At 72.6% G+C, this 17,684-nt stretch carries 17 protein-coding genes; 3 read left to right on the top strand and 14 right to left on the bottom strand.

The genetic code is table 11. The annotated features are described in order from the left end of the window. Positions 1-10: 10 nt before the first annotated feature. The 6 genes from AWH51_RS14960 to AWH51_RS14935 all read right to left on the bottom strand — a co-directional run bounded on the left by AWH51_RS14960 (position 11) and on the right by AWH51_RS14935 (position 6,329). On the bottom strand, positions 11-976 hold the full coding sequence (locus AWH51_RS14960; RefSeq protein ID WP_063072847.1) for an NAD(P)/FAD-dependent oxidoreductase: 966 nt from the start codon (positions 974-976) through the stop codon (positions 11-13). Further along, complete coding sequence (gene gltX, locus AWH51_RS14955; RefSeq protein ID WP_063072846.1) at positions 969-2,489, bottom strand: glutamate--tRNA ligase; 1,521 nt, start codon at positions 2,487-2,489, stop codon at positions 969-971. The genes AWH51_RS14960 and gltX overlap by 8 nt, the downstream gene beginning before the upstream one ends. Before the next feature lie 13 nt (positions 2,490-2,502). Next, entirely contained in the window at positions 2,503-3,276 is a 774-nt protein-coding gene (locus AWH51_RS14950) for a hypothetical protein (RefSeq protein ID WP_063072845.1), read from the bottom strand. Positions 3,277-3,278: 2 nt separating this feature from the next. Continuing rightward, on the bottom strand, positions 3,279-4,052 hold the full coding sequence (locus tag AWH51_RS14945) for a fumarylacetoacetate hydrolase family protein (protein ID WP_063072844.1): 774 nt from the start codon (positions 4,050-4,052) through the stop codon (positions 3,279-3,281). Positions 4,053-4,128: 76 nt separating this feature from the next. Next, a complete protein-coding gene (locus AWH51_RS14940) occupies positions 4,129-5,253 on the bottom strand; it encodes a branched-chain amino acid aminotransferase (RefSeq protein WP_063072843.1) in 1,125 nt (374 codons plus the stop codon). An 8-nt stretch (positions 5,254-5,261) separates the two neighbouring features. Next, positions 5,262-6,329, bottom strand: a complete 1,068-nt coding sequence (locus tag AWH51_RS14935) for a 3-isopropylmalate dehydrogenase (RefSeq protein ID WP_063072842.1) — start codon at positions 6,327-6,329, stop codon at positions 5,262-5,264. Between the two features lie 111 nt (positions 6,330-6,440). On the opposite strand from AWH51_RS14935, the gene AWH51_RS14930 reads away from it, so the two are divergent. Then, positions 6,441-6,695: a DUF6458 family protein gene (locus AWH51_RS14930; protein WP_063072841.1), complete on the top strand. Its 255-nt coding sequence runs from the start codon at positions 6,441-6,443 to the stop codon at positions 6,693-6,695. Between the two features lie 75 nt (positions 6,696-6,770). On the opposite strand, the gene AWH51_RS14925 is transcribed toward AWH51_RS14930, so the two are convergent. After that, positions 6,771-8,309 carry an MFS transporter gene (locus AWH51_RS14925; RefSeq protein ID WP_063072840.1) on the bottom strand — a complete coding sequence of 513 codons (1,539 nt, stop codon included), beginning with the start codon at positions 8,307-8,309 and terminating at the stop codon, positions 6,771-6,773. Positions 8,310-8,429: 120 nt separating this feature from the next. Between AWH51_RS14925 and AWH51_RS14920 the strand changes: the two genes are divergently transcribed. Next, positions 8,430-9,080 carry a TetR/AcrR family transcriptional regulator gene (locus tag AWH51_RS14920; RefSeq protein WP_063072839.1) on the top strand — a complete coding sequence of 217 codons (651 nt, stop codon included), beginning with the start codon at positions 8,430-8,432 and terminating at the stop codon, positions 9,078-9,080. Positions 9,081-9,209: 129 nt separating this feature from the next. On the opposite strand, the gene serA is transcribed toward AWH51_RS14920, so the two are convergent. Continuing rightward, entirely contained in the window at positions 9,210-10,799 is a 1,590-nt protein-coding gene (gene serA, locus AWH51_RS14915) for a phosphoglycerate dehydrogenase (RefSeq protein ID WP_063072838.1), read from the bottom strand. 63 nt (positions 10,800-10,862) lie between these two features. Between serA and AWH51_RS14910 the strand changes: the two genes are divergently transcribed. Continuing rightward, the gene (locus tag AWH51_RS14910) at positions 10,863-11,264 is read left to right on the top strand and encodes a DoxX family membrane protein (RefSeq protein ID WP_063072837.1); all 402 of its coding nucleotides are present in this window, start codon (positions 10,863-10,865) and stop codon (positions 11,262-11,264) included. 13 nt (positions 11,265-11,277) lie between these two features. On the opposite strand, the gene AWH51_RS14905 is transcribed toward AWH51_RS14910, so the two are convergent. The 6 genes from AWH51_RS14905 to ilvD all read right to left on the bottom strand — a co-directional run bounded on the left by AWH51_RS14905 (position 11,278) and on the right by ilvD (position 17,630). Continuing rightward, a complete protein-coding gene (locus tag AWH51_RS14905; RefSeq protein ID WP_254654604.1) occupies positions 11,278-11,559 on the bottom strand; it encodes a hypothetical protein in 282 nt (93 codons plus the stop codon). A gap of 83 nt (positions 11,560-11,642) precedes the next feature. Beyond that, positions 11,643-12,203: a hypothetical protein gene (locus AWH51_RS14900; RefSeq protein WP_063072835.1), complete on the bottom strand. Its 561-nt coding sequence runs from the start codon at positions 12,201-12,203 to the stop codon at positions 11,643-11,645. Between the two features lie 156 nt (positions 12,204-12,359). Beyond that, positions 12,360-13,385 carry a ketol-acid reductoisomerase gene (gene ilvC / locus AWH51_RS14895; RefSeq protein WP_063072834.1) on the bottom strand — a complete coding sequence of 342 codons (1,026 nt, stop codon included), beginning with the start codon at positions 13,383-13,385 and terminating at the stop codon, positions 12,360-12,362. A gap of 164 nt (positions 13,386-13,549) precedes the next feature. Next, complete coding sequence (ilvN, locus tag AWH51_RS14890) at positions 13,550-14,059, bottom strand: acetolactate synthase small subunit (RefSeq protein ID WP_063072833.1); 510 nt, start codon at positions 14,057-14,059, stop codon at positions 13,550-13,552. Next, the gene (locus tag AWH51_RS14885; protein WP_175345537.1) at positions 14,056-15,891 is read right to left on the bottom strand and encodes an acetolactate synthase large subunit; all 1,836 of its coding nucleotides are present in this window, start codon (positions 15,889-15,891) and stop codon (positions 14,056-14,058) included. Before AWH51_RS14885 ends, ilvN begins: the two co-directional genes overlap by 4 nt. A gap of 44 nt (positions 15,892-15,935) precedes the next feature. Then, a complete protein-coding gene (gene ilvD, locus AWH51_RS14880; RefSeq protein ID WP_063072832.1) occupies positions 15,936-17,630 on the bottom strand; it encodes a dihydroxy-acid dehydratase in 1,695 nt (564 codons plus the stop codon). Between the last annotated feature and the right edge of the window lie 54 nt (positions 17,631-17,684).

Here is a 17,684-nt window from a genome sequence, read left to right as displayed (position 1 = left end):
CCACGACGCGTCAGATCACCGGCAGCAGGTCCCGGTTGATCGCGCTCGCGGCGCGCGCGCCGAAGCCAGCCGCGATGATCAGCTGCTGCGGGCCCGGCTGCGAGCTGTCGCCCGCCGCGTAGACGCCCGGGTGCGACGTGCGGCCCTCGGCGTCGACGGCGATGTGGCCGTCGTCGTCCGTGTCGAGGTCGAGCCCCGCGAGGAAGTCGAGCGCCGTCGAGTAGCGCGGGCGCACGAAGCCGCCGGAGCGCGGGACGACCGAGCCGTCCTGCATCCGGATGCCCGTGACGACCGCGCGCTCGCCCTCGATGTCGGCGACAGGCCGGCGGTCGACGCGGATCCCGAGGGACGCGAGCCCACGCTCCCCCGCCTCGTCGACCTCCGCGACGCCGTTCGTGAACACGATGATGTCCCGCGACCACTGCGAGAGCAGCAGCGCGCGCTCCACGAGGTCGTCGGTCTCGCCGATGAGGGCGAGCGGCTCGTCGCGCTTCTCGTAGCCGTCGCATTCCATGCAGCTGTGCACGGCGGTGCCGTAGTACGCGCGGATGCTCGGCAGGTCGGGCAGCGTCTCCACGAGGCCTGTGGCGATGAGGATGCGACGGGCGCGCACCTCGCGGTCGGGGGCGCGACGCACGCCCTTCGCGCGGATGGTGAACCCACCCGGGGACGGCTCCGCGGACTGCACGACGGCGAGCTGGAACTCGCCCTCGTCGTAGGACTCCACCTCGAACTGGCCGAGCTTGCGGAGCTCGAGCGGGGAGATCCCGTCGCGCGTGACGAAGCCGTGCGACATGAGCGTCGCGGCGTTGCGCGGACGGCTGCTGTCGAGCACGAGGGTGCGGCGCCGGGCGCGCACGAGGTTCAGCGCAGCGGAGAGGCCCGCGGGGCCCGCGCCGATGACGACGACGTCGTAGGAGTCGCCCGTCGCGGTGGATCCGGCACCGTCAGCGCCGGCACCCGCGGGATCACTCACCGAGCATCCCCGCGAGGCGGTCGAGGCGCGCGATGGTCTCGTCCTTGCCGAGCAGCACCATCGACTCGAACAGCGGCGGCGAGATGCGGCGCCCGGAGACGGCGACGCGCAGCGGCCCGTAGGCGAGGCGCGGCTTCATGCCCAGGCCCGTGATGAGGGTGTTCTGCAGCATCTCCTGCACCAGGTCGACATCCCACTGCGTGTGCGGGACGCCGTCGAGCGCACCGCGCGACGCGGCGAGCACCGAGGGGGCATCGTCCTTGAGGGCCTGCACCGCGGCGTCGTCGTAGGGCAGCGCGTCGGCCGTGGTGAAGAGGAACGACAGGAGGTCGGGCGCCTCGCCGAGGAGCTGCATGCGCTCCTGCACGAGCGGGGCCGCGGCGTCGAGCATCCGCTGCTCGTCGTGCGTGAGCTCCGCGCCGACGACGTCCGCGGCCTGGAGGTACGGCACGAGCCGCTGCGCGAAGTCCTCGAGCGCCAGCAGGCGGATGTGGTCGCCGTTCAGCGACTCCGCCTTCTTGAGGTCGAAGCGCGCGGGCGCCGGCGTGACGTCGGCAACGTCGAACGCGGTGATCATCTCCATCCGGGAGAACACGTCGCGGTCGTGCGTGAGAGACCAGCCGAGGAGCGCCAGGTAGTTGATGAGGCCCTCGGGGATGAAGCCGCGGTCGCGGTGGTGGAACAGGTTCGACTCGGGGTCGCGCTTGGAGAGCTTCTTGTTGCCCTCCCCCATCACGTAGGGCAGGTGGCCGAAGCGCGGGATGGCGTCGGCCACGCCGATGTCGATGAGCGCGTGGTACAGCGCGATCTGCCGGGGCGTCGACGAGAGCAGGTCCTCGCCGCGGAGCACGTGCGTGATGCCCATGAGCGCGTCGTCGACCGGGTTCACGAGCGTGTAGAGCGGGGCGCCGTTGGGGCGCACGAGCACGAAGTCGGGGAAGGACCCGGCCGGGAACGTGACCGTGCCGCGCACGAGGTCGTCGAACGAGAGGTCGGTGTCCGGCACGCGGAGGCGGAGGGCGGGCGCGCGGCCCTCGTCGCGGAACGCCTGGCGCGCGTCCTCGGTGAGGTCGCGCTCGAAGTTGTCGTAGCCCATCTTCGGGTCGCGGCCGGCGGCGCGGTTGCGCGCCTCGATCTCCTCGGCCGTCGCGTAGCTCTCGTAGAGGTGGCCGGACTCGGTGAGCTTCCGGATCACGTCGAGGTAGAGGTCGGTGCGCTGCGACTGGCGGTACGGCGCGTGCGGTCCGCCCACGCCCTCGCCCTCGTCCCAGTCGATCTCGAGCCAGCGCAGCGCCTCGATGAGCTGCTCGTAGCTCTCCTCGCTGTCGCGCGCGGCGTCGGTGTCCTCGACGCGGAAGACGAGCTTGCCGCCGGTGTGGCGCGCATAGGCCCAGTTGAACAGGGCCGTGCGGATGAGCCCGACGTGCGGCGTCCCGGTCGGGGACGGGCAGAACCGGACGCGGACGTCGGTGCCGGAGGCGGTGGTCACGGGGTGGGTCGTTGCGTCAGTCATCCTGGTCACGATTCTAGGGCTCGGGCTGCGGCTCCCCGTCGGTGCCGGGCGTGCCGTCCGCGCAGTACGGCTCGAGGAGGTCCCACCGGTCGTACTGGTCGCCGGGCGGCACGCCGCACTCGAGGAGCACGGCGCCCGCGGCGCGCGTGGGGTCGAGCCCCTCGAGGGTCCCGGATCCGCGGAAGGCGCCGTCGCAGCCCGTCACCGTGACGTGCGCGGACTGCGCGGAGCCGAGGTAGCCGATCACGTAGCGCGCCTCGCGGTCGAGCACGGGATCGAACGACGTGATCTGCAGCGGCCGCCCGAACCGGGGCCCCACGAGGTCGCGGTCGCGCAGGTCCGCGCCGAGGAAGGCCGCCCAGGTCTCCGGCGGGGCGAGGCTGTCGGCGACGGGGACGGGGACGGGGGATCCGTCCCGCTCGTCCAGCTCCAGGCGGAGCGCCGGCCGCAGCGCGGTGTCGGTGCGCGTGACCCGCTGGGTGGTGGAGCCGAGGCCGGGCTGCTCCCCCGCGCTCGGGATCCGCACGGTCATGACGCGCACGGCCAGCAGCTCGTCGGCGGGTCCGGACTCCGGCTCCGCCCAGTCGATCGAGAGGTCGGCGGGCGTGCACCCCGCGGGCAGCCGGAGCTCCGCGGCGCCCGGGGTCGGCGACGCGGTCGGCGCGGAGGCGTCCGAGGGTCCCGGCGTCTCGAGCCCGTAGTCGGACACGTCGTACACGCACCCCGCGAGCACGGCGACCGCTCCGGCCGTGAGCGCGAGGCGCAGCGCGCGGCCGGGGCGGGTCATCGTCAGGCGCGGGCGCGCGCGGGGTTCGAGAGCGTGCCGATCCCCTCGATCGACACCTCGACGACCTGGCCGTCGGTGAACGGGCCGACGCCCGCGGGCGTGCCCGTGAGGATCACGTCACCCGGCAGCAGGGTCCAGACGCGCGACGCGAACGCGATGAGCTCGGGCACGGTGTGCACCATCTCGTTCGTGCGGCCCGACTGCCGCAGCTCGCCGTCCACGCGCGTCTCGATGAGCGCGTCCTCGAACGAGCCCTCGGTCTCGATCCACGGGCCGAGCGGGCAGAACGTGTCGTACCCCTTGGCGCGCGCCCACTGGCTCTCGGAGTGCTGGATGTCGCGGGCCGTCACGTCGTTGCCGATCGTGTAGCCGAACACCGAGCGGGCCGCGTCCTCCACGGTGGCGTCGCGCGTGATCCGGCCGATGACCACCGCGAGCTCGCCCTCGTGCTCGACCCGCTCGCTGTCGGCGGGCAGGCGGATCGCGTCGTCGGGGCCGACGACCGAGGTGTTCGGCTTCAGGAAGATGAGCGGCGTGGTGGGCGCCTCGCTGCCGTGCTCGGCGGCGTGCGCGGCGTAGTTGCGGCCCACGGCGACGACCTTGGAGCGCGGGATGACCGGCGCGAGCAGCCGGGCGTCGGCGAGCGGCACCCGCTCCCCCGTGGTCTGGTAGCCGCTGAACATCGGGTCGCCGGAGAGGACGACCAGGTGCCCCTCCTCCTCGTCGAGGATGCCGAAGCGGGGGTCGTCACCGGTGCTGAATCGCGCGATCTTCACGGTGTCGACCCTAGCCGTGCGGGCGGATCCCGTCCGCCCGCACGAGCGGCGCCCGGCGCCCGGAGCCCGGTGCGCGCTACGCGTCGAGGCGCGTGAGCCAGCCGTGGCGGTCGGGGACGCGGCCGTACTGGATGTCGGTGAGCTCCTGGCGCAGCGACATCGTCAGCTCGCCCGCGGGCGCGTCGATGTCGCCGACGTCGAGGCCCTCGCCCATCAGGCGGCCGATGGGCGTGATGACCGCCGCGGTGCCGCACGCGAACACCTCGGTGATCTCGCCGGACGCGACGCCGTCGACCCACTCGGACAGCTCGATGCGCCGCTTCTCGACCGTGAGGCCGCGGTCGCGCGCCAGCTGGAGGATGGAGTCGCGCGTGATGCCCTCGAGGATGCTCTCGGAGTCGGGCGTGACGATCCGGCCGTCCCGGTAGACCAGCACGATGTTCATGCCGCCGAGCTCCTCGAGGTAGCGGCCCTCCTCGGAGTCGAGGAAGAGCACCTGCGCGCAGCCGTGCGACGCGGCCTCGGCCTGCGGGAGGAGCGACGCGGCGTAGTTGCCGCCGCACTTCGCGGCGCCCGTGCCGCCCTTGCCCGCGCGGGAGTACTGCGTGGAGAGCCAGATGGAGACGGGCGCGACGCCGCCCGTGAAGTACGCGCCCGCGGGGCTCGCGATGACGTAGTAGCCCACGCGCTGGGCGGCGCGCACGCCGAGGAAGCTCTCGTTGGCGATCATGAACGGGCGGAGGTACAGGCTCTGCTCCGCGGCGCGCGGCACCCAGTCGATGTCCGCGCGGACGAGCTGCGTCACCGACTCGACGAAGTCCTCGGTCGACAGCTCCGGCAGCGCGAGGCGGCGGGCCGAGCGCTGGAGGCGGGCGGCGTTGCGCTCGGGGCGGAAGGTCCAGACGGACCTGTCGGCGTGCGCGTACGCCTTCATCCCCTCGAAGATCTCCTGGCCGTAGTGCAGCACGCTCGCGGCCGGATCCAGCTGCAGCGGGCCGTACGGGACGACGCGGGCGTCGTGCCATCCGCCGTCGAGGGTCCAGTCGATCTGCACCATGTGGTCGGTGAAGTGCTTGCCGAACCCGGGGTCCGCGAGGATCGCCTCCCGCTCGGCGTCGGCGCGGGCGCGCTCCGACGGGGTCCGCTCGAAGGACAGGGGGAAGGCGGCGGGGCTCGGAGTGGTGCTGCTGGTGGTGCTCATGGGGTCCTTCAGCGGTTCGTGGAGAGGGCGCGGATGACGGCGTCGCCGACCTCCGCGGTGGAACGGGGTGCCGTGTCGCCCGCGGCGCGCGCCGCGAGGTCGGCCGAGACCGCGGCCGTGACGCGCGCGGCCGCCTCGGGCAGGCCGAGGTGGTCGAGCAGGAGCGCGACCGAGAGGATGGCGGCGGTCGGGTCGGCCTTCTGCTGCCCGGCGATGTCGGGCGCGGATCCGTGCACCGGCTCGAACATGCTCGGGAACGCGCCCGTGGGGTTGACGTTGCCGGACGCGGCGAGGCCGATGCCGCCCGAGATCGCCGCGGCGAGGTCGGTGATGATGTCGCCGAACAGGTTGTCGGAGACGACGACGTCGAAGCGGGCCGGGTCGGTGACCAGGAAGATCATGGTGGCGTCGACGTGCAGGTAGTCGACCTCGATGCCGGGGTGCTCGGCGGCGACGCGGTCGACGGTGCGCTGCCAGAGGGATCCGGCGAAGGTCAGCACGTTGGTCTTGTGCACGAGCGTGACGCGCTTGCGGTCGCGCTTCTCGGCCAGCTCGAACGCGAAGCGGACCGTGCGCTCGACGCCGTGCGCCGTGTTGACCGACACCTCCGTCGCGATCTCGTGCTCGGTGCCGCGACGGAGAACGCCGCCGTTGCCGGCGTACGGCCCCTCGGTGCCCTCGCGGACCACGACGAAGTCGACCTCGCCGGGCGCGGCCAGCGGCGAGACGACGCCGGGCAGCAGCGCGGTGGGCCGGAGGTTGATGTAGTGGTCGAACGCGAAGCGCAGCTTGAGCAGCAGCCCGCGCTCGATGATGCCGCCGGCCAGGCGCGCGTCGCGGGGGTCTCCGCCGACGGCGCCGAGGAGGATCGCGTCGTGCTGCGCGAGGGCGGCGAGGTCGGAGTCGGTGAGGATCTCGCCCGTCTCGAGGAAGTGGCCGGCGCCGAACGGGTACTGCGTGGTGTCGAGCGACACGTCCGCGGGGACCGCCTCCCGGAGCACGCGGAGGGCCTCGTGGACGACCTCCGGGCCGATGCCGTCCCCCGGGACGACGGCGAGCGAGATGGTGCGGGGCATGGATCCTCCCGGGCTCGGTGGGTGTCGGGCCAGGTTACCCGCACGCCGACGGCACCCGCGCGCTACGGTGTACGCACCCGACCGACCGGCGGGTTCGACTGAAGGACCCCCATGAGCATCGGCCTCGGCATCTTCCTCGTCATCGTCGGCGCGATCCTCGCGTTCGCCGTCGACATCACCGTCCCGGGCGTCGACCTGCGGCTGGTGGGCTACATCCTCATCGGCGGCGGCGCGCTCGTCGTCATCATCGGCGTCGCGCTCCTCGCCCGTCGCCGCACGGCCGTGAGCGAGACGCGCACGCGCATCGACCCCGCCACGGGACAGCGCATCACCCGCAGCGAGCGCTCGGACGACAACATCGTCTGATCCCCTTCCCGAGCGCGTCGGGCCCGTCACCTCGCGAGGTGACGGGCCCGACGTACATCACGGCACCGGCCGCGCTCAGTCGTGCGAGCTGGCCCGACGGAGGCTCGTGAGCGAGATGACGATGGCCCCCACCATGAGCACGGCGCCGATGATCGAGGTCGTGACGACGCCGCCGTCGAACGCGGTGTGCGCCGACTCGAGCAGCGCGGCGCCCACGTCGGACGGCACGCGGTCGGCGACGGACACCGCTCCGCCGAGCGTCTCGCGCGCCGCGACGGCGTCGCCCTCCGAGAGGCCGGCCGGGAGCACGAGGCCCGTGCGGTAGGTCGCCGTGAGGATGCTGCCGAGCACGGCCGTGCCGAGCACCGCGCCGACCTCGTACGCCGTCTCCGACACGGCGGACGCGGCCCCGGCCTTGGCGGGCGGGACGGCCGCGATGATCAGGTCGTTCGAGATGGTCTGCGACGCGCCGATGCCCGCGCCGAGCAGGCAGAACGCGAAGACGAGGAGCCCGACCGAGGCGCCCTTCCCGGTGGCCGCCAGGATCACGTAGGCGATCGCCGAGAACGCGAGCGCGATCGCGACCACCCGCGACGGCCGGGCGCGCGCCACGATGGGCACGATCACGAGGCCGGAGACGATCACCACGACGGATCCCGGGATGAGCGCGAATCCGGCGGACAGCGGATCGAGCCCCGCGACGAGCTGCAGGTGCTGCGTCACGAAGAAGAGGAAGCCGACGAGCGAGACCACGCTCAGCAGGTTGACGAGCACCGCGCCCGTGAAGACGGGCTCGCGGAAGAGGCTCACGTCGAGCATCGGGTTCCGGGCGCGCGACATGCGGCGCACGAAGAGGATGCCGGCCACGACGCCCACGACGGGCGCCGCGATCGCGAGCGGCGTAACGCCCTCGGTCGCGAAGGTCTTGATCGCGTAGACGATGGGCGCGACCGTCGCGAGCGACAGCAGGATCGCGACCACGTCGATGGGGCCGGGGGCCGGGTCCTTCGACTCCGGCACCAGCACGGGCGTGAGGATGAGCAGCGGCAGCAGCACGGGCACGGCGACGAGGAACACGGATCCCCACCAGAAGTGCTCGAGCAGCACGCCGCCCACGAGCGGGCCGAGCGCGGATCCGCCGGAGAAGCCGGACGCCCAGATCGCGATGGCGAGGCGGCGCTGCTTGCGGTCGGTGAAGATCGAGCGGAGGAGCGAGAGCGTCGACGGCATGAGCATCGCGCCGAAGAAGCCGAGCGCGGCACGGGCGGCGATGAGCTGGGACGCGTCGGTGGCGAAGGCGGCCAGCGCCGAGACGAGGCCGAAGCCCGCGGCGCCGATCATGAGCATGCGGCGTCGGCCGTAGCGGTCGCCCATGTTGCCCATCGCGACGAGGAGCCCCGCGAGCACGAGCGGGTACGCGTCGATGATCCAGAGCTGCGCAGCCCCCGACGGCTCGAGGTCGCGCGCGATGGACGGCATCGCGAAGCTCAGCACGGTGTTGTCGATGGAGACGAGCAGCACGGGGAGCATGAGCACGACGAGCGCCGCCCACTGTCGTGTCCCGGCGCGCGCCGGAGCGGTCACGGGGACGGAGGCGGTGCGGGGGCTGGACATGACGGGGCTTCCTGACGTCGGGAGGCGACGGCGCGGGGCGCGCGGACGGGGCCGCCGGGCGGCCGAGATCACTGTACCGTCCGGTCGGTACAGCGGGCAAGCCGCGGTTACGCTGGGGTCATGCCCGACGCACCGCCCGACTCGCCCGCGCCCCACGCCGCCGATCCGTCCGCCTCCATCGAGGCCGTCGCGCCCGGCGCCGGCTCCCCCGCGACCACCGCGACCGCCACCGCGCGCGACCGGATCCTCGATGCGTTCGAGGAGCTGCTCGTCCAGCAGGGCGAGCGGGGCACGACGCTCGAGTCGGTCGCCGCCGCGGCCGGCGTCTCCAAGGGCGGCCTCCTGTACCACTTCGGCGGCAAGGAGGCGCTCGTCGAAGGGCTCCTCGCTCGCATGTCGGCGCTCGCCCGCGAGGACGTGGAGCGGCTGCGGCGGGCCGAGCGCGGGCCGGTCGACCGGTGGATCCGCGGCTCGCTCTCCACCGCGACGCCGTTCGACCGCGCCTACGTCGCGACGTCCCGCCTCGCGCAGGGCAACCACTCGCGGGCGCGCGACACGCTCACGCACCTCCAGGACGAGTGGGCCGCCGTGATCCTCGAGGCCGTCGGCGACCCCGCCGTCGCGCGCGCCGTGCTCCTCATCGGCGACGGGCTCTACTACAACTCGGCGCTGCAGCCGTGGCTGGGCGGATCCGCGCCGGCCGACTCCGCGCTCGACGAGCTCATCCGCGTGGTCGACGACCTCGTGCGGCTCCGCTCGACCCGCGGCTGACCGGCCCCGCGGCCGAGCCGCTCACGGCCGAACGCTCACAGCCGACCGACTCGCAGCCGACCGTCCCCGGACGCGCCGCGAGGGCGACCGCCGCAGCGGCCGCCCTCGCGCGGTCCGGCCCGACCGGGATCAGTCGGCGATGTCGATCTCGCGCAGCGACGTGGCCTGGATCGCGCGGCGCACGTTCTCCAGCACGCCGTCCGGCACGGGCGAGTCGACGCTCAGCACGCTGAGCGCGCGTCCGCCGGCCTCCTGGCGGGCGATCTGCATGCCCGCGATGTTGACCTCGGCGTCGCCGAACTCCTTGCCGTAGACCGCGACGATGCCGGGGCGGTCCTCGTACTTCATGACGATGAGGTGGCGGCTGAAGGGCACCTCGACGTCGTAGCCGTCGATCTCGACGAGCTTCTCGATCTGCTTCGTGCCCGTGAGCGTGCCCGAGACCGACACGGTCGTGCCGTCCGAGAGCGCGCCGCGGATGCTGAGCACGTTGCGGTACTCCTCCGAGACGGCGTCGGTGATGAGCCGCACCTCGAGCCCGCGCTGCTCGGCGAGGAGCGGCGCGTTGACGTAGGAGACGTTCTCGCTGACGACGTTCGTGAACACGCCCTTGAGCGCCGCGAGCTTGAGCACGCTGACGTCGTAGCCGGCGAGCTCGCCGCGCACCACGACGTCGATGCTCGTGAGCGCCTCGTGCGCGAGCCCGGAGAACACCTGGCCGAGCTTCTCCATGAGCGGGATGCCGGGGCGCACGTACGGGTCGATGACGCCGCCGGCGACGTTCACCGCGTCGGGCACGAGCTCGCCGCCGAGCGCCAGGCGCACGCTCCTCGCGACCGAGACGCCGGCCTTCTCCTGGGCCTCGTCGGTGGAGGCGCCGAGGTGCGGCGTGACGATGATGTTGTCGAGCTCGAGCAGCGGCGACCCGGTGGGCGGCTCGCTCACGAACACGTCGAGGCCGGCGCCCGCGATGCGCTTCGACTTGAGCGCCGTGTACAGCGCGTCCTCGTCGATGATGCCGCCGCGGCTGGCGTTGACGATGCGCAGGGAGGGCTTCGCGAGCGCGAACTGCTCGGTGGAGATGAGGCCCGTGGTGTCGGGCGTCTTGGGGATGTGGATGGTGATGAAGTCGGACGCCGCCATGAGCTCGTCGAGCGGGAGGAGCCGCACGCCGAGCTGCTGCGCGCGGGCCGGCGTGACGTAGGGGTCGTAGGCCACGAGCGTGGCGCCGAAGCCCGCGAGGCGCTGGGCGACGAGCGTGCCGATGCGGCCGAGGCCGACGATGCCGATGGTCTTCTCGTAGAGCTCCACGCCCGTGAAGGACGAGCGCTTCCAGAGGCCCTGCTTGAGCGACGCGCTGGCATCCGGGATGAACCGCGCGAGCGAGAGGATGTGGCCGATGGCGAGCTCGGCGGCCGAGATGATGTTCGAGGTCGGCGCGTTGACGACCATGACGCCCGCGGTGGTCGCGGCCTTGATGTCGACGTTGTCGAGGCCGACGCCGGCGCGGGCGACCACCTGCAGGCGCGGGGCGGCCGCGATGGCCTCCGCGTCGATCCGGGTGGCGGAGCGCACGAGCACCGCGTCCGCCTCCGCGAGGGCCGCGAGCAGCGCCGGGCGGTCGGTGCCGTCGACGGAGCGGACGTCGAAGTCGGGCCCCAGGGCGTCGACGGTGGCGGGCGAGAGTTCTTCGGCGATCAACACGACGGGCTTCGTCAAGAGGCGGTCCTTCGGGCGGGGGCGGCTGGGACCCTCACATGCTAGTGGCCCCAGAATGGGCGGATGAGCGATGAGACGTGGGCTGCGATCCAGCTCGCCGTGCGGATCCTGCTGGCCCTCGTGTTCGTCGGCATGGGCGTGAACCACTTCGCGCCGAAGGCCGCGCGGGTCATGGCGGAGATCATCCCGCCGTCGTTCCGGCGTCCAGGGGTGCCCTCTCCGCTGGCGCTCGTGTGGATCACGGGCGTGTGCGAGATCGCCGGCGGCGTCGGCCTCCTCGTCGACCCCGTGCGGCTCGCGGCGGGCATCGCGCTGGCCGTGTTCCTGGTCGCGGTCTTCCCCGCGAACGCCTTCGCGGCCCGGCACCCCGAGCGCTTCGGCCGCATCGCGATCCCGCTGGTGCCGCGCCTCGTGGCGCAGGTCGTGCTGATCGCGCTCGTGCTGTTCGCGGGCTGGCCGCTCTAGGCCGACGCCGGCCTCAGAGCATCGGCACCAGGGTCGCGACACCGACGGTGAGCGCGCTCGCGGCGGCGAGGCCCGCGAGCATCACGAGGACGCGCGCGGCGACCGGCCGCCCGCGCGTGGCGCGCGCGGCGACGACGAACGCCGCGACGGGGACCACGATCGCGCCGACGAGGGCCGCGACGGTCCCGCCGCGGAGCGTCCCGCCGAAGGCCGCCGCGATGTCGCGGAAGGCCGTGTACTGGTCGACCGCCTGCCACACGAGGACCCCGTGGGCGAGGGCCCCGAGGATCCCCACGACCCAGCCGGTGCGCGTGGGCCGGCCACGGCGCGGGCGGACGGGGACGGACGCCGGCGACCCTGACGCGGTGCGACGGGCGCTCACCGGGTCACCAGCCAGGGCCACGGGAACAGGATCACGGCGCCGACGGCGAGCACGAGCATGCGTCCGCCGAGGCGCATCCCGCGCCCGGCGGCGATCACGGCCGCGAGCCACAGCACGGGCGCGAGCACGGTGAGCGCCTCGGTGGCCTGCGCGACGCCCACCTGGAACGCCGATCCCGCGTTCGACGGGTTGTCGCGCACCACGAAGAACCAGGCGATGGCCTCGAGGATCGCGACGGCACCGAAGAAGGCCAGCCCGACGACCTCGGGCGACGCCTCGGGCGCGACCTCGTCGTCGGCGACCAGGCGGCCGCGCGGGGAAGGGACGTCACCGGAGGACGCGTCGGCCGAGGACGCGCCGGCCGAGGACGCGTCGGCCGAGGCGGCCCGGCGCGCGGCCGTGGCCCCGAGGGCGGACGCGCGACCGGCGCCCGCGGCGCGGGGGTCGGCGGAGGTGCGGTGCGGCTGGGCGCGCTGCGGCTCCGGCGAGCGGGCGAGCGTCGGGTCCGCCTCCTCGCCGGCCCAGCTCAGGGCGTCGTCATCGGGAGTCCGGGGCATCCCCCGATGGTACGGGCTCCGCACCGAGCGGCCGCCGCGGGCGCCACACCGCGGGCGCCCACACCCCAGGCGCCCACCTGGCGGGACGCCGGGCCCGCACGCACGGACGCCCGGTCGCACGAGGCGACCGGGCGTCCGGTGATGCGGGGGCGTCGGCTAGCGGGCGACCGAGCCGTCCGTGTAGTCGTCGTCGGCCTTGTTCCACGCGAAGAGCTTGCGCAGCTCGCGACCGGTCGACTCGATGGGGTGCTGCTCGCCCTTCTTGCGCAGCTCGAGGAACTCGGGCGCACCGGCGTCCTGGTCCTCGATGAAGCGCTTGGCGAAGGCACCCGACTGGATGTCCGCGAGGACGGCCTTCATGTTCTCCTTGACGTCCGGCGTGATGACGCGCGGGCCGGAGACGTAGTCGCCGTACTCGGCGGTGTCGGAGATGCTCCAGCGCTGCTTGGCGATGCCGCCCTCCCACATGAGGTCGACGATGAGCTTGAGCTCGTGCAGCACCTCGAAGTACGCGATCTGCGGCTGGTAGCCCGCCTCGATCAGCGTCTCGAAGCCGTACTGCACCAGCTGCGAGGTGCCGCCGCAGAGCACGGCCTGCTCGCCGAACAGGTCGGTCTCGGTCTCCTCGGTGAAGGTGGTGCGGATGGCGCCGGCGCGCAGGCCGCCGATGCCCTTGGCGTACGACCAGGCGAGGTCCCACGCCTTGCCCGACGCGTCGACCTCGACGGCGACGATGACGGGGACGCCACGGCCGGCCTCGAACTCGCGGCGCACGGTGTGGCCCGGGCCCTTGGGGGCGACGAGGATGACGTCGACGCCCTCGGGCGCCTCGATGTAGCCGAAGCGGATGTTGAAGCCGTGCGCGAAGACGAGCGTCTTGCCCTCGGTGAGGTTGTCGCGGACGCTGTCGGCGTAGAGGCCGCGCTGGTGCTGGTCGGGCGCGAGGATGACGATCACGTCGGCCCAGGCGGACGCGTCCGCCGGCGTCTTGACCTCGAAGCCCTGCTCCTCGGCCTTGGCGCGGCTCGACGAGCCCTCCTTGAGGCCGATGACGACCTCGACGCCGGAGTCGCGGAGGTTCAGCGCGTGCGCGTGGCCCTGCGAGCCGTAGCCGATGACGGCGACCTTGCGACCCTGGATGAGCGAGAGGTCGGCGTCCTTGTCGTAGACGATGTCAGTCACGTGATGGATCTCCTTGTTCTGTCGTCCCCGCGGGTGGTGCGAGGGGCGGTCGTGCCGAGGCGCCCCGCGCTCGCGCGGGGCGTGGGTCGTGGACGTTCGGGTGCGTGCATCGTGCCGTGCGCGGGGAGCCTAGCGGCTGGGCCGCGGGCGTAGCCGCACGTTCCCTACGATGTGCGGAAGACGCGGTCGGTGATCGACTTGGATCCGCGCCCCATGGCGAGGAGTCCCGACTGCGCGAGCTCCTTGATGCCGAAGGGCTCGAGCACGCGCAGGAGCGCCTGCACCTTGCCCGAGTCGCCCGTGACCTCGATGATCAGCGCGTCGGTGGCCACGTCGACCACGCGGGCGCGGAAGAGGTTCACGGCCTCGAGCACCTGCGAGCGGGTCGCGTTGTCCACGCGCACCTTCACGAGCAGGTGCTCGCGCTCGACGGCCTGGCCGGGATCGAGCTCGACGATCTTGATGACGTTGACGAGCTTGTTCAGCTGCTTGGTCACCTGCTCGAGCGGCAGCGCCTCCACGTCGACGACGACGGTGATCCGCGACAGCCCCTCGATCTCGCTCGCGCCCACCGCGAGGGACTCGATGTTGAACCCGCGGCGGGCGAACAGGCCCGCGACGCGGGTGAGGAGGCCCGGCTTGTCCTCCACCAGGAGGCTCAGGATGTGGCTCACTTCTCGGTCCTCCCGGTCTCGGCGAGGTCGTCGTCCCAGTCGGGCGCGTGGTCGCGGGCGTACTGCACGGCGCTGTTGCTGAGGCCCTGCGGCACCATCGGCCACACCATGGCGTCGCGGCTGACCACGAAGTCGATGACGACGGGGCGGTCGTTCGTCGCGAGCGCCAGGCGGATCGCGTCGTCCACCTCCTCCGGCTTCGTCACGCGGATCCCGAGGGCGCCGTACGCGTCGGCCATCTTCACGAAGTCGGGCACCATGCGGGTGCCGCCGCCCGTGTTGAGGTCGGTGTTGGAGTAGCGGCCCTCGTAGAAGAGGGTCTGCCACTGCCGCACCATGCCGAGCGAGGAGTTGTTGATGATCGCGACCTTGATGGGGATGTCGTTGATCGTGCAGGTGGCGAGCTCCTGGTTGGTCATCTGGAAGCAGCCGTCGCCGTCGATCGCCCACACGTGCCGGTCGGGCTGGGCGACCTTCGCGCCCATCGCCGCGGGCACCGAGTAGCCCATGGTGCCGGCGCCGCCCGAGTTGAGCCACGAGTTGGGGCGCTCGTACTTGATGAACTGCGCGGCCCACATCTGGTGCTGGCCGACGCCCGAGGCGAACACGCCCTCCGGGCCGGTGATCTCGCCGATGCGCTGGATGACGTACTGAGGCGCGAGCTGGCCGTCCGCGGGCTCCGTGTAGCCGAGCGGGAACTGCTCGCGCAGCCCGTCGAGGTACGTCCACCACTCGGCGATGTCCTGCTCCGCGGCGGACGCGGCCTTCGCCTCGCGGAACGCGACCACCAGGTCGGCGATGACGTCCTTCGCGTCGCCCACGATGGGCACGTCGGCGATGCGGATCTTGGAGATCTCCGCCGGGTCGACGTCGACGTGCACGACCTTGGCGTGCGGCGCGAACAGCGACGCCTTGCCGGTGACGCGGTCGTCGAAGCGGGCGCCGAGCGAGACGAGCAGGTCGGACTCCTGGAGCGCGAGCACCGCCGGCACCGTGCCGTGCATGCCCGGCATGCCGAGCTGCTGCGGGTGCGAGTCGGGGAAGGCACCTCGGGCCATGAGCGTCGTGACGACGGGGGCGCCGACCGCCTCGGCCAGCGCGAGGAGCTCCTCGTGGGCCTTCGCGCGGATCACGCCGCCGCCGACGTAGAGGACGGGCTTCTTCGCCTCGACCAGGAGCTGCGCCGCGGCCTGGATCTGCTTGCCATGCGCCTTGACGACGGGGCGGTAGCCGGGCAGGTCGATCTTGGGGGGCCAGACGAACGGCGCCTCGAGCTGCTGGGCGTCCTTCGTGATGTCGACGAGGACGGGACCCGGGCGGCCCGTGGAGGCGATGTGGTACGCCGACGCGATGGTCGCCGGGATGTCCTCGGGCTTGGTGACGAGGAAGCTGTGCTTCGTGATGGGCATCGTGATGCCCACGATGTCGGCCTCCTGGAAGGCGTCGGTGCCCATGAGGGTGGAGAACACCTGGCCGGTGATGGCGAGGAGGGGCACCGAGTCCATGTAGGCGTCGGCGATGGCGGTCACGAGGTTCGTGGCGCCGGGGCCGGAGGTGGCGATGCAGACGCCCGTGCGTCCGCTCGAGGACGCGTAGCCCTCGGCGGCGTGGCCGGCGCCCTGCTCGTGGCGGACGAGGATGTGGCGCAGCTTCGTCGAGTCCATGAGCGGGTCGTAGGTGGGGAGGATGGCGCCGCCGGGAAGGCCGAAGATGTCGTCGACCCCGAGGAGCTCGAGCGTGCGGACGACGGCCTCGGCGCCCGTGAGGATCTCGTCGCCCTGGTGGGCGGTCGGCGCCTGCGGCGTGGGGGGCGGGGTGGGCAGAGCTGGCATGAGTGCGCGATTCCTGGGAGGTGGTGCGGGAGGTGGGGAGGGGATCATCCCGTGATGGCGCCCTCGGCGGCCGAGTGCACGAGCCTGGCGTACTTGGCGAGGACCCCGCGCGTGTAGCGCGGCGGGAGAGGGGCCCACCCCTCACGGCGGGCGGCGAGCTCGGCGTCGTCGACCAGTAGGTCGAGCGTGCGAGCGGCGATGTCGACGCGGATCCGGTCTCCATCGCGCACGAAGGCGACGGGACCTGCGTCCACCGCCTCGGGAGCAATGTGGCCGATGCACAGTCCGGTTGTGCCGCCTGAGAATCGACCGTCCGTCAAGAGTAGTACATCCTTGCCGAGGCCGGCGCCCTTGATGGCGCCCGTGATGGCGAGCATCTCGCGCATGCCGGGGCCGCCCTTGGGGCCCTCGTAGCGGATGACGATGACGTCGCCCTTCGAGATGCGGCCCTCGGTGAGGGCGTCCATCGCGGCGCGCTCGCGCTCGAAGACCCGGGCGGGGCCCTCGAACACGTCGAGGTCGAAGCCGGCCGTCTTGACGACCGCCCCCTCCGGGGCGAGCGAGCCGTGCAGCACGCTGATGCCGCCGGTGGCGTGGATGGGGTCGTCCATCGTGCGGAGGACCGTGCCGTCGAGGCCCGCGAGGTCCATCGACTCGAGGTTCTCGCGCATGGTGCGGCCCGTGACCGTCATGACGTCGCCGTGCAGGAGGCCCGCGTCGAGCAGCGCCTTCATGACGACGGGGACGCCGCCGACGCGGTCGACGTCGTTCATCACGAAGCGACCGAACGGCTTGAGGTCGCCGAGGTGCGGCACGCGGTCGGCGATGCGGTTGAAGTCGGAGAGCTGGAGGTCGACCTCGGCCTCGCGCGCGATGGCGAGGAGGTGGAGGACGGCGTTCGTGGATCCGCCGAACGCCATGACGACGGAGATGGCGTTCTCGAACGCCTCCTTCGTCATGATGTCGCGCGCGGTGATGCCCTTCGAGATGAGGTTCACGACGGCCTCGCCGGAGCGGTGCGCGAAGTAGTCGCGGCGGCGGTCGGCGCTGGGCGGGGCGGCGGAGCCGGGGAGGCTCATGCCGAGGGCCTCGGCCACGCTGGCCATGGTGTTCGCGGTGTACATGCCGCCGCAGGCTCCCTCGCCCGGGCAGATGGCCTTCTCGATGCGGGTCAGGTCCTCCTGGCTCATCGTGCCGGCCTTGCACGCGCCGACGGCCTCGAAGGCGTCGATGATGGTGACCTCCTTCTCCGTGCCGTCGGAGAGCTTGACCCAGCCGGGGGCGATGGATCCCGCGTAGAGGAACACGGAGGAGAGGTCGAGGCGCGCGGCGGCCATGAGCATGCCGGGCAGGGACTTGTCGCAGCCGGCGAGGAGCACGGAGCCGTCGAGGCGCTCGGCCATCATCACGGTCTCGACGCTGTCGGCGATGACCTCGCGCGAGACGAGCGAGAAGTGCATGCCCTCGTGGCCCATCGCGATGCCGTCGCTGACGGAGATGGTGCCGAACTGGAGCGGGTAGCCGCCGCCCGCGTGCACGCCCTCCTTGGCACCCTGGGCGAGGCGGTCGAGGCTGAGGTTGCACGGCGTGACCTCGTTCCACGAGCTGGCGACGCCGATCTGGGGCTTCTCCCAGTCCTCGTCGCCCATGCCGACCGCGCGGAGCATGCCGCGCGAGGAGGTGGCCTCGATCCCGTCGGTGACGTCACGGCTCCGGGGCTTCATGTCGATCTCAGGCATGGCACGAGCTTAGATCCTCGCGCGGAGCAGTCCCGGCGGCCTGGGGGTCGGCGG

Origin of the sequence: Clavibacter tessellarius (genome assembly GCF_001618005.1) — a bacterium.
Taxonomy (GTDB): domain Bacteria; phylum Actinomycetota; class Actinomycetes; order Actinomycetales; family Microbacteriaceae; genus Clavibacter; species Clavibacter tessellarius_A.
The sequence above is the reverse complement of the archived record's forward strand: the minus strand, read 5'-3'. Positions and strand labels throughout refer to the sequence as shown.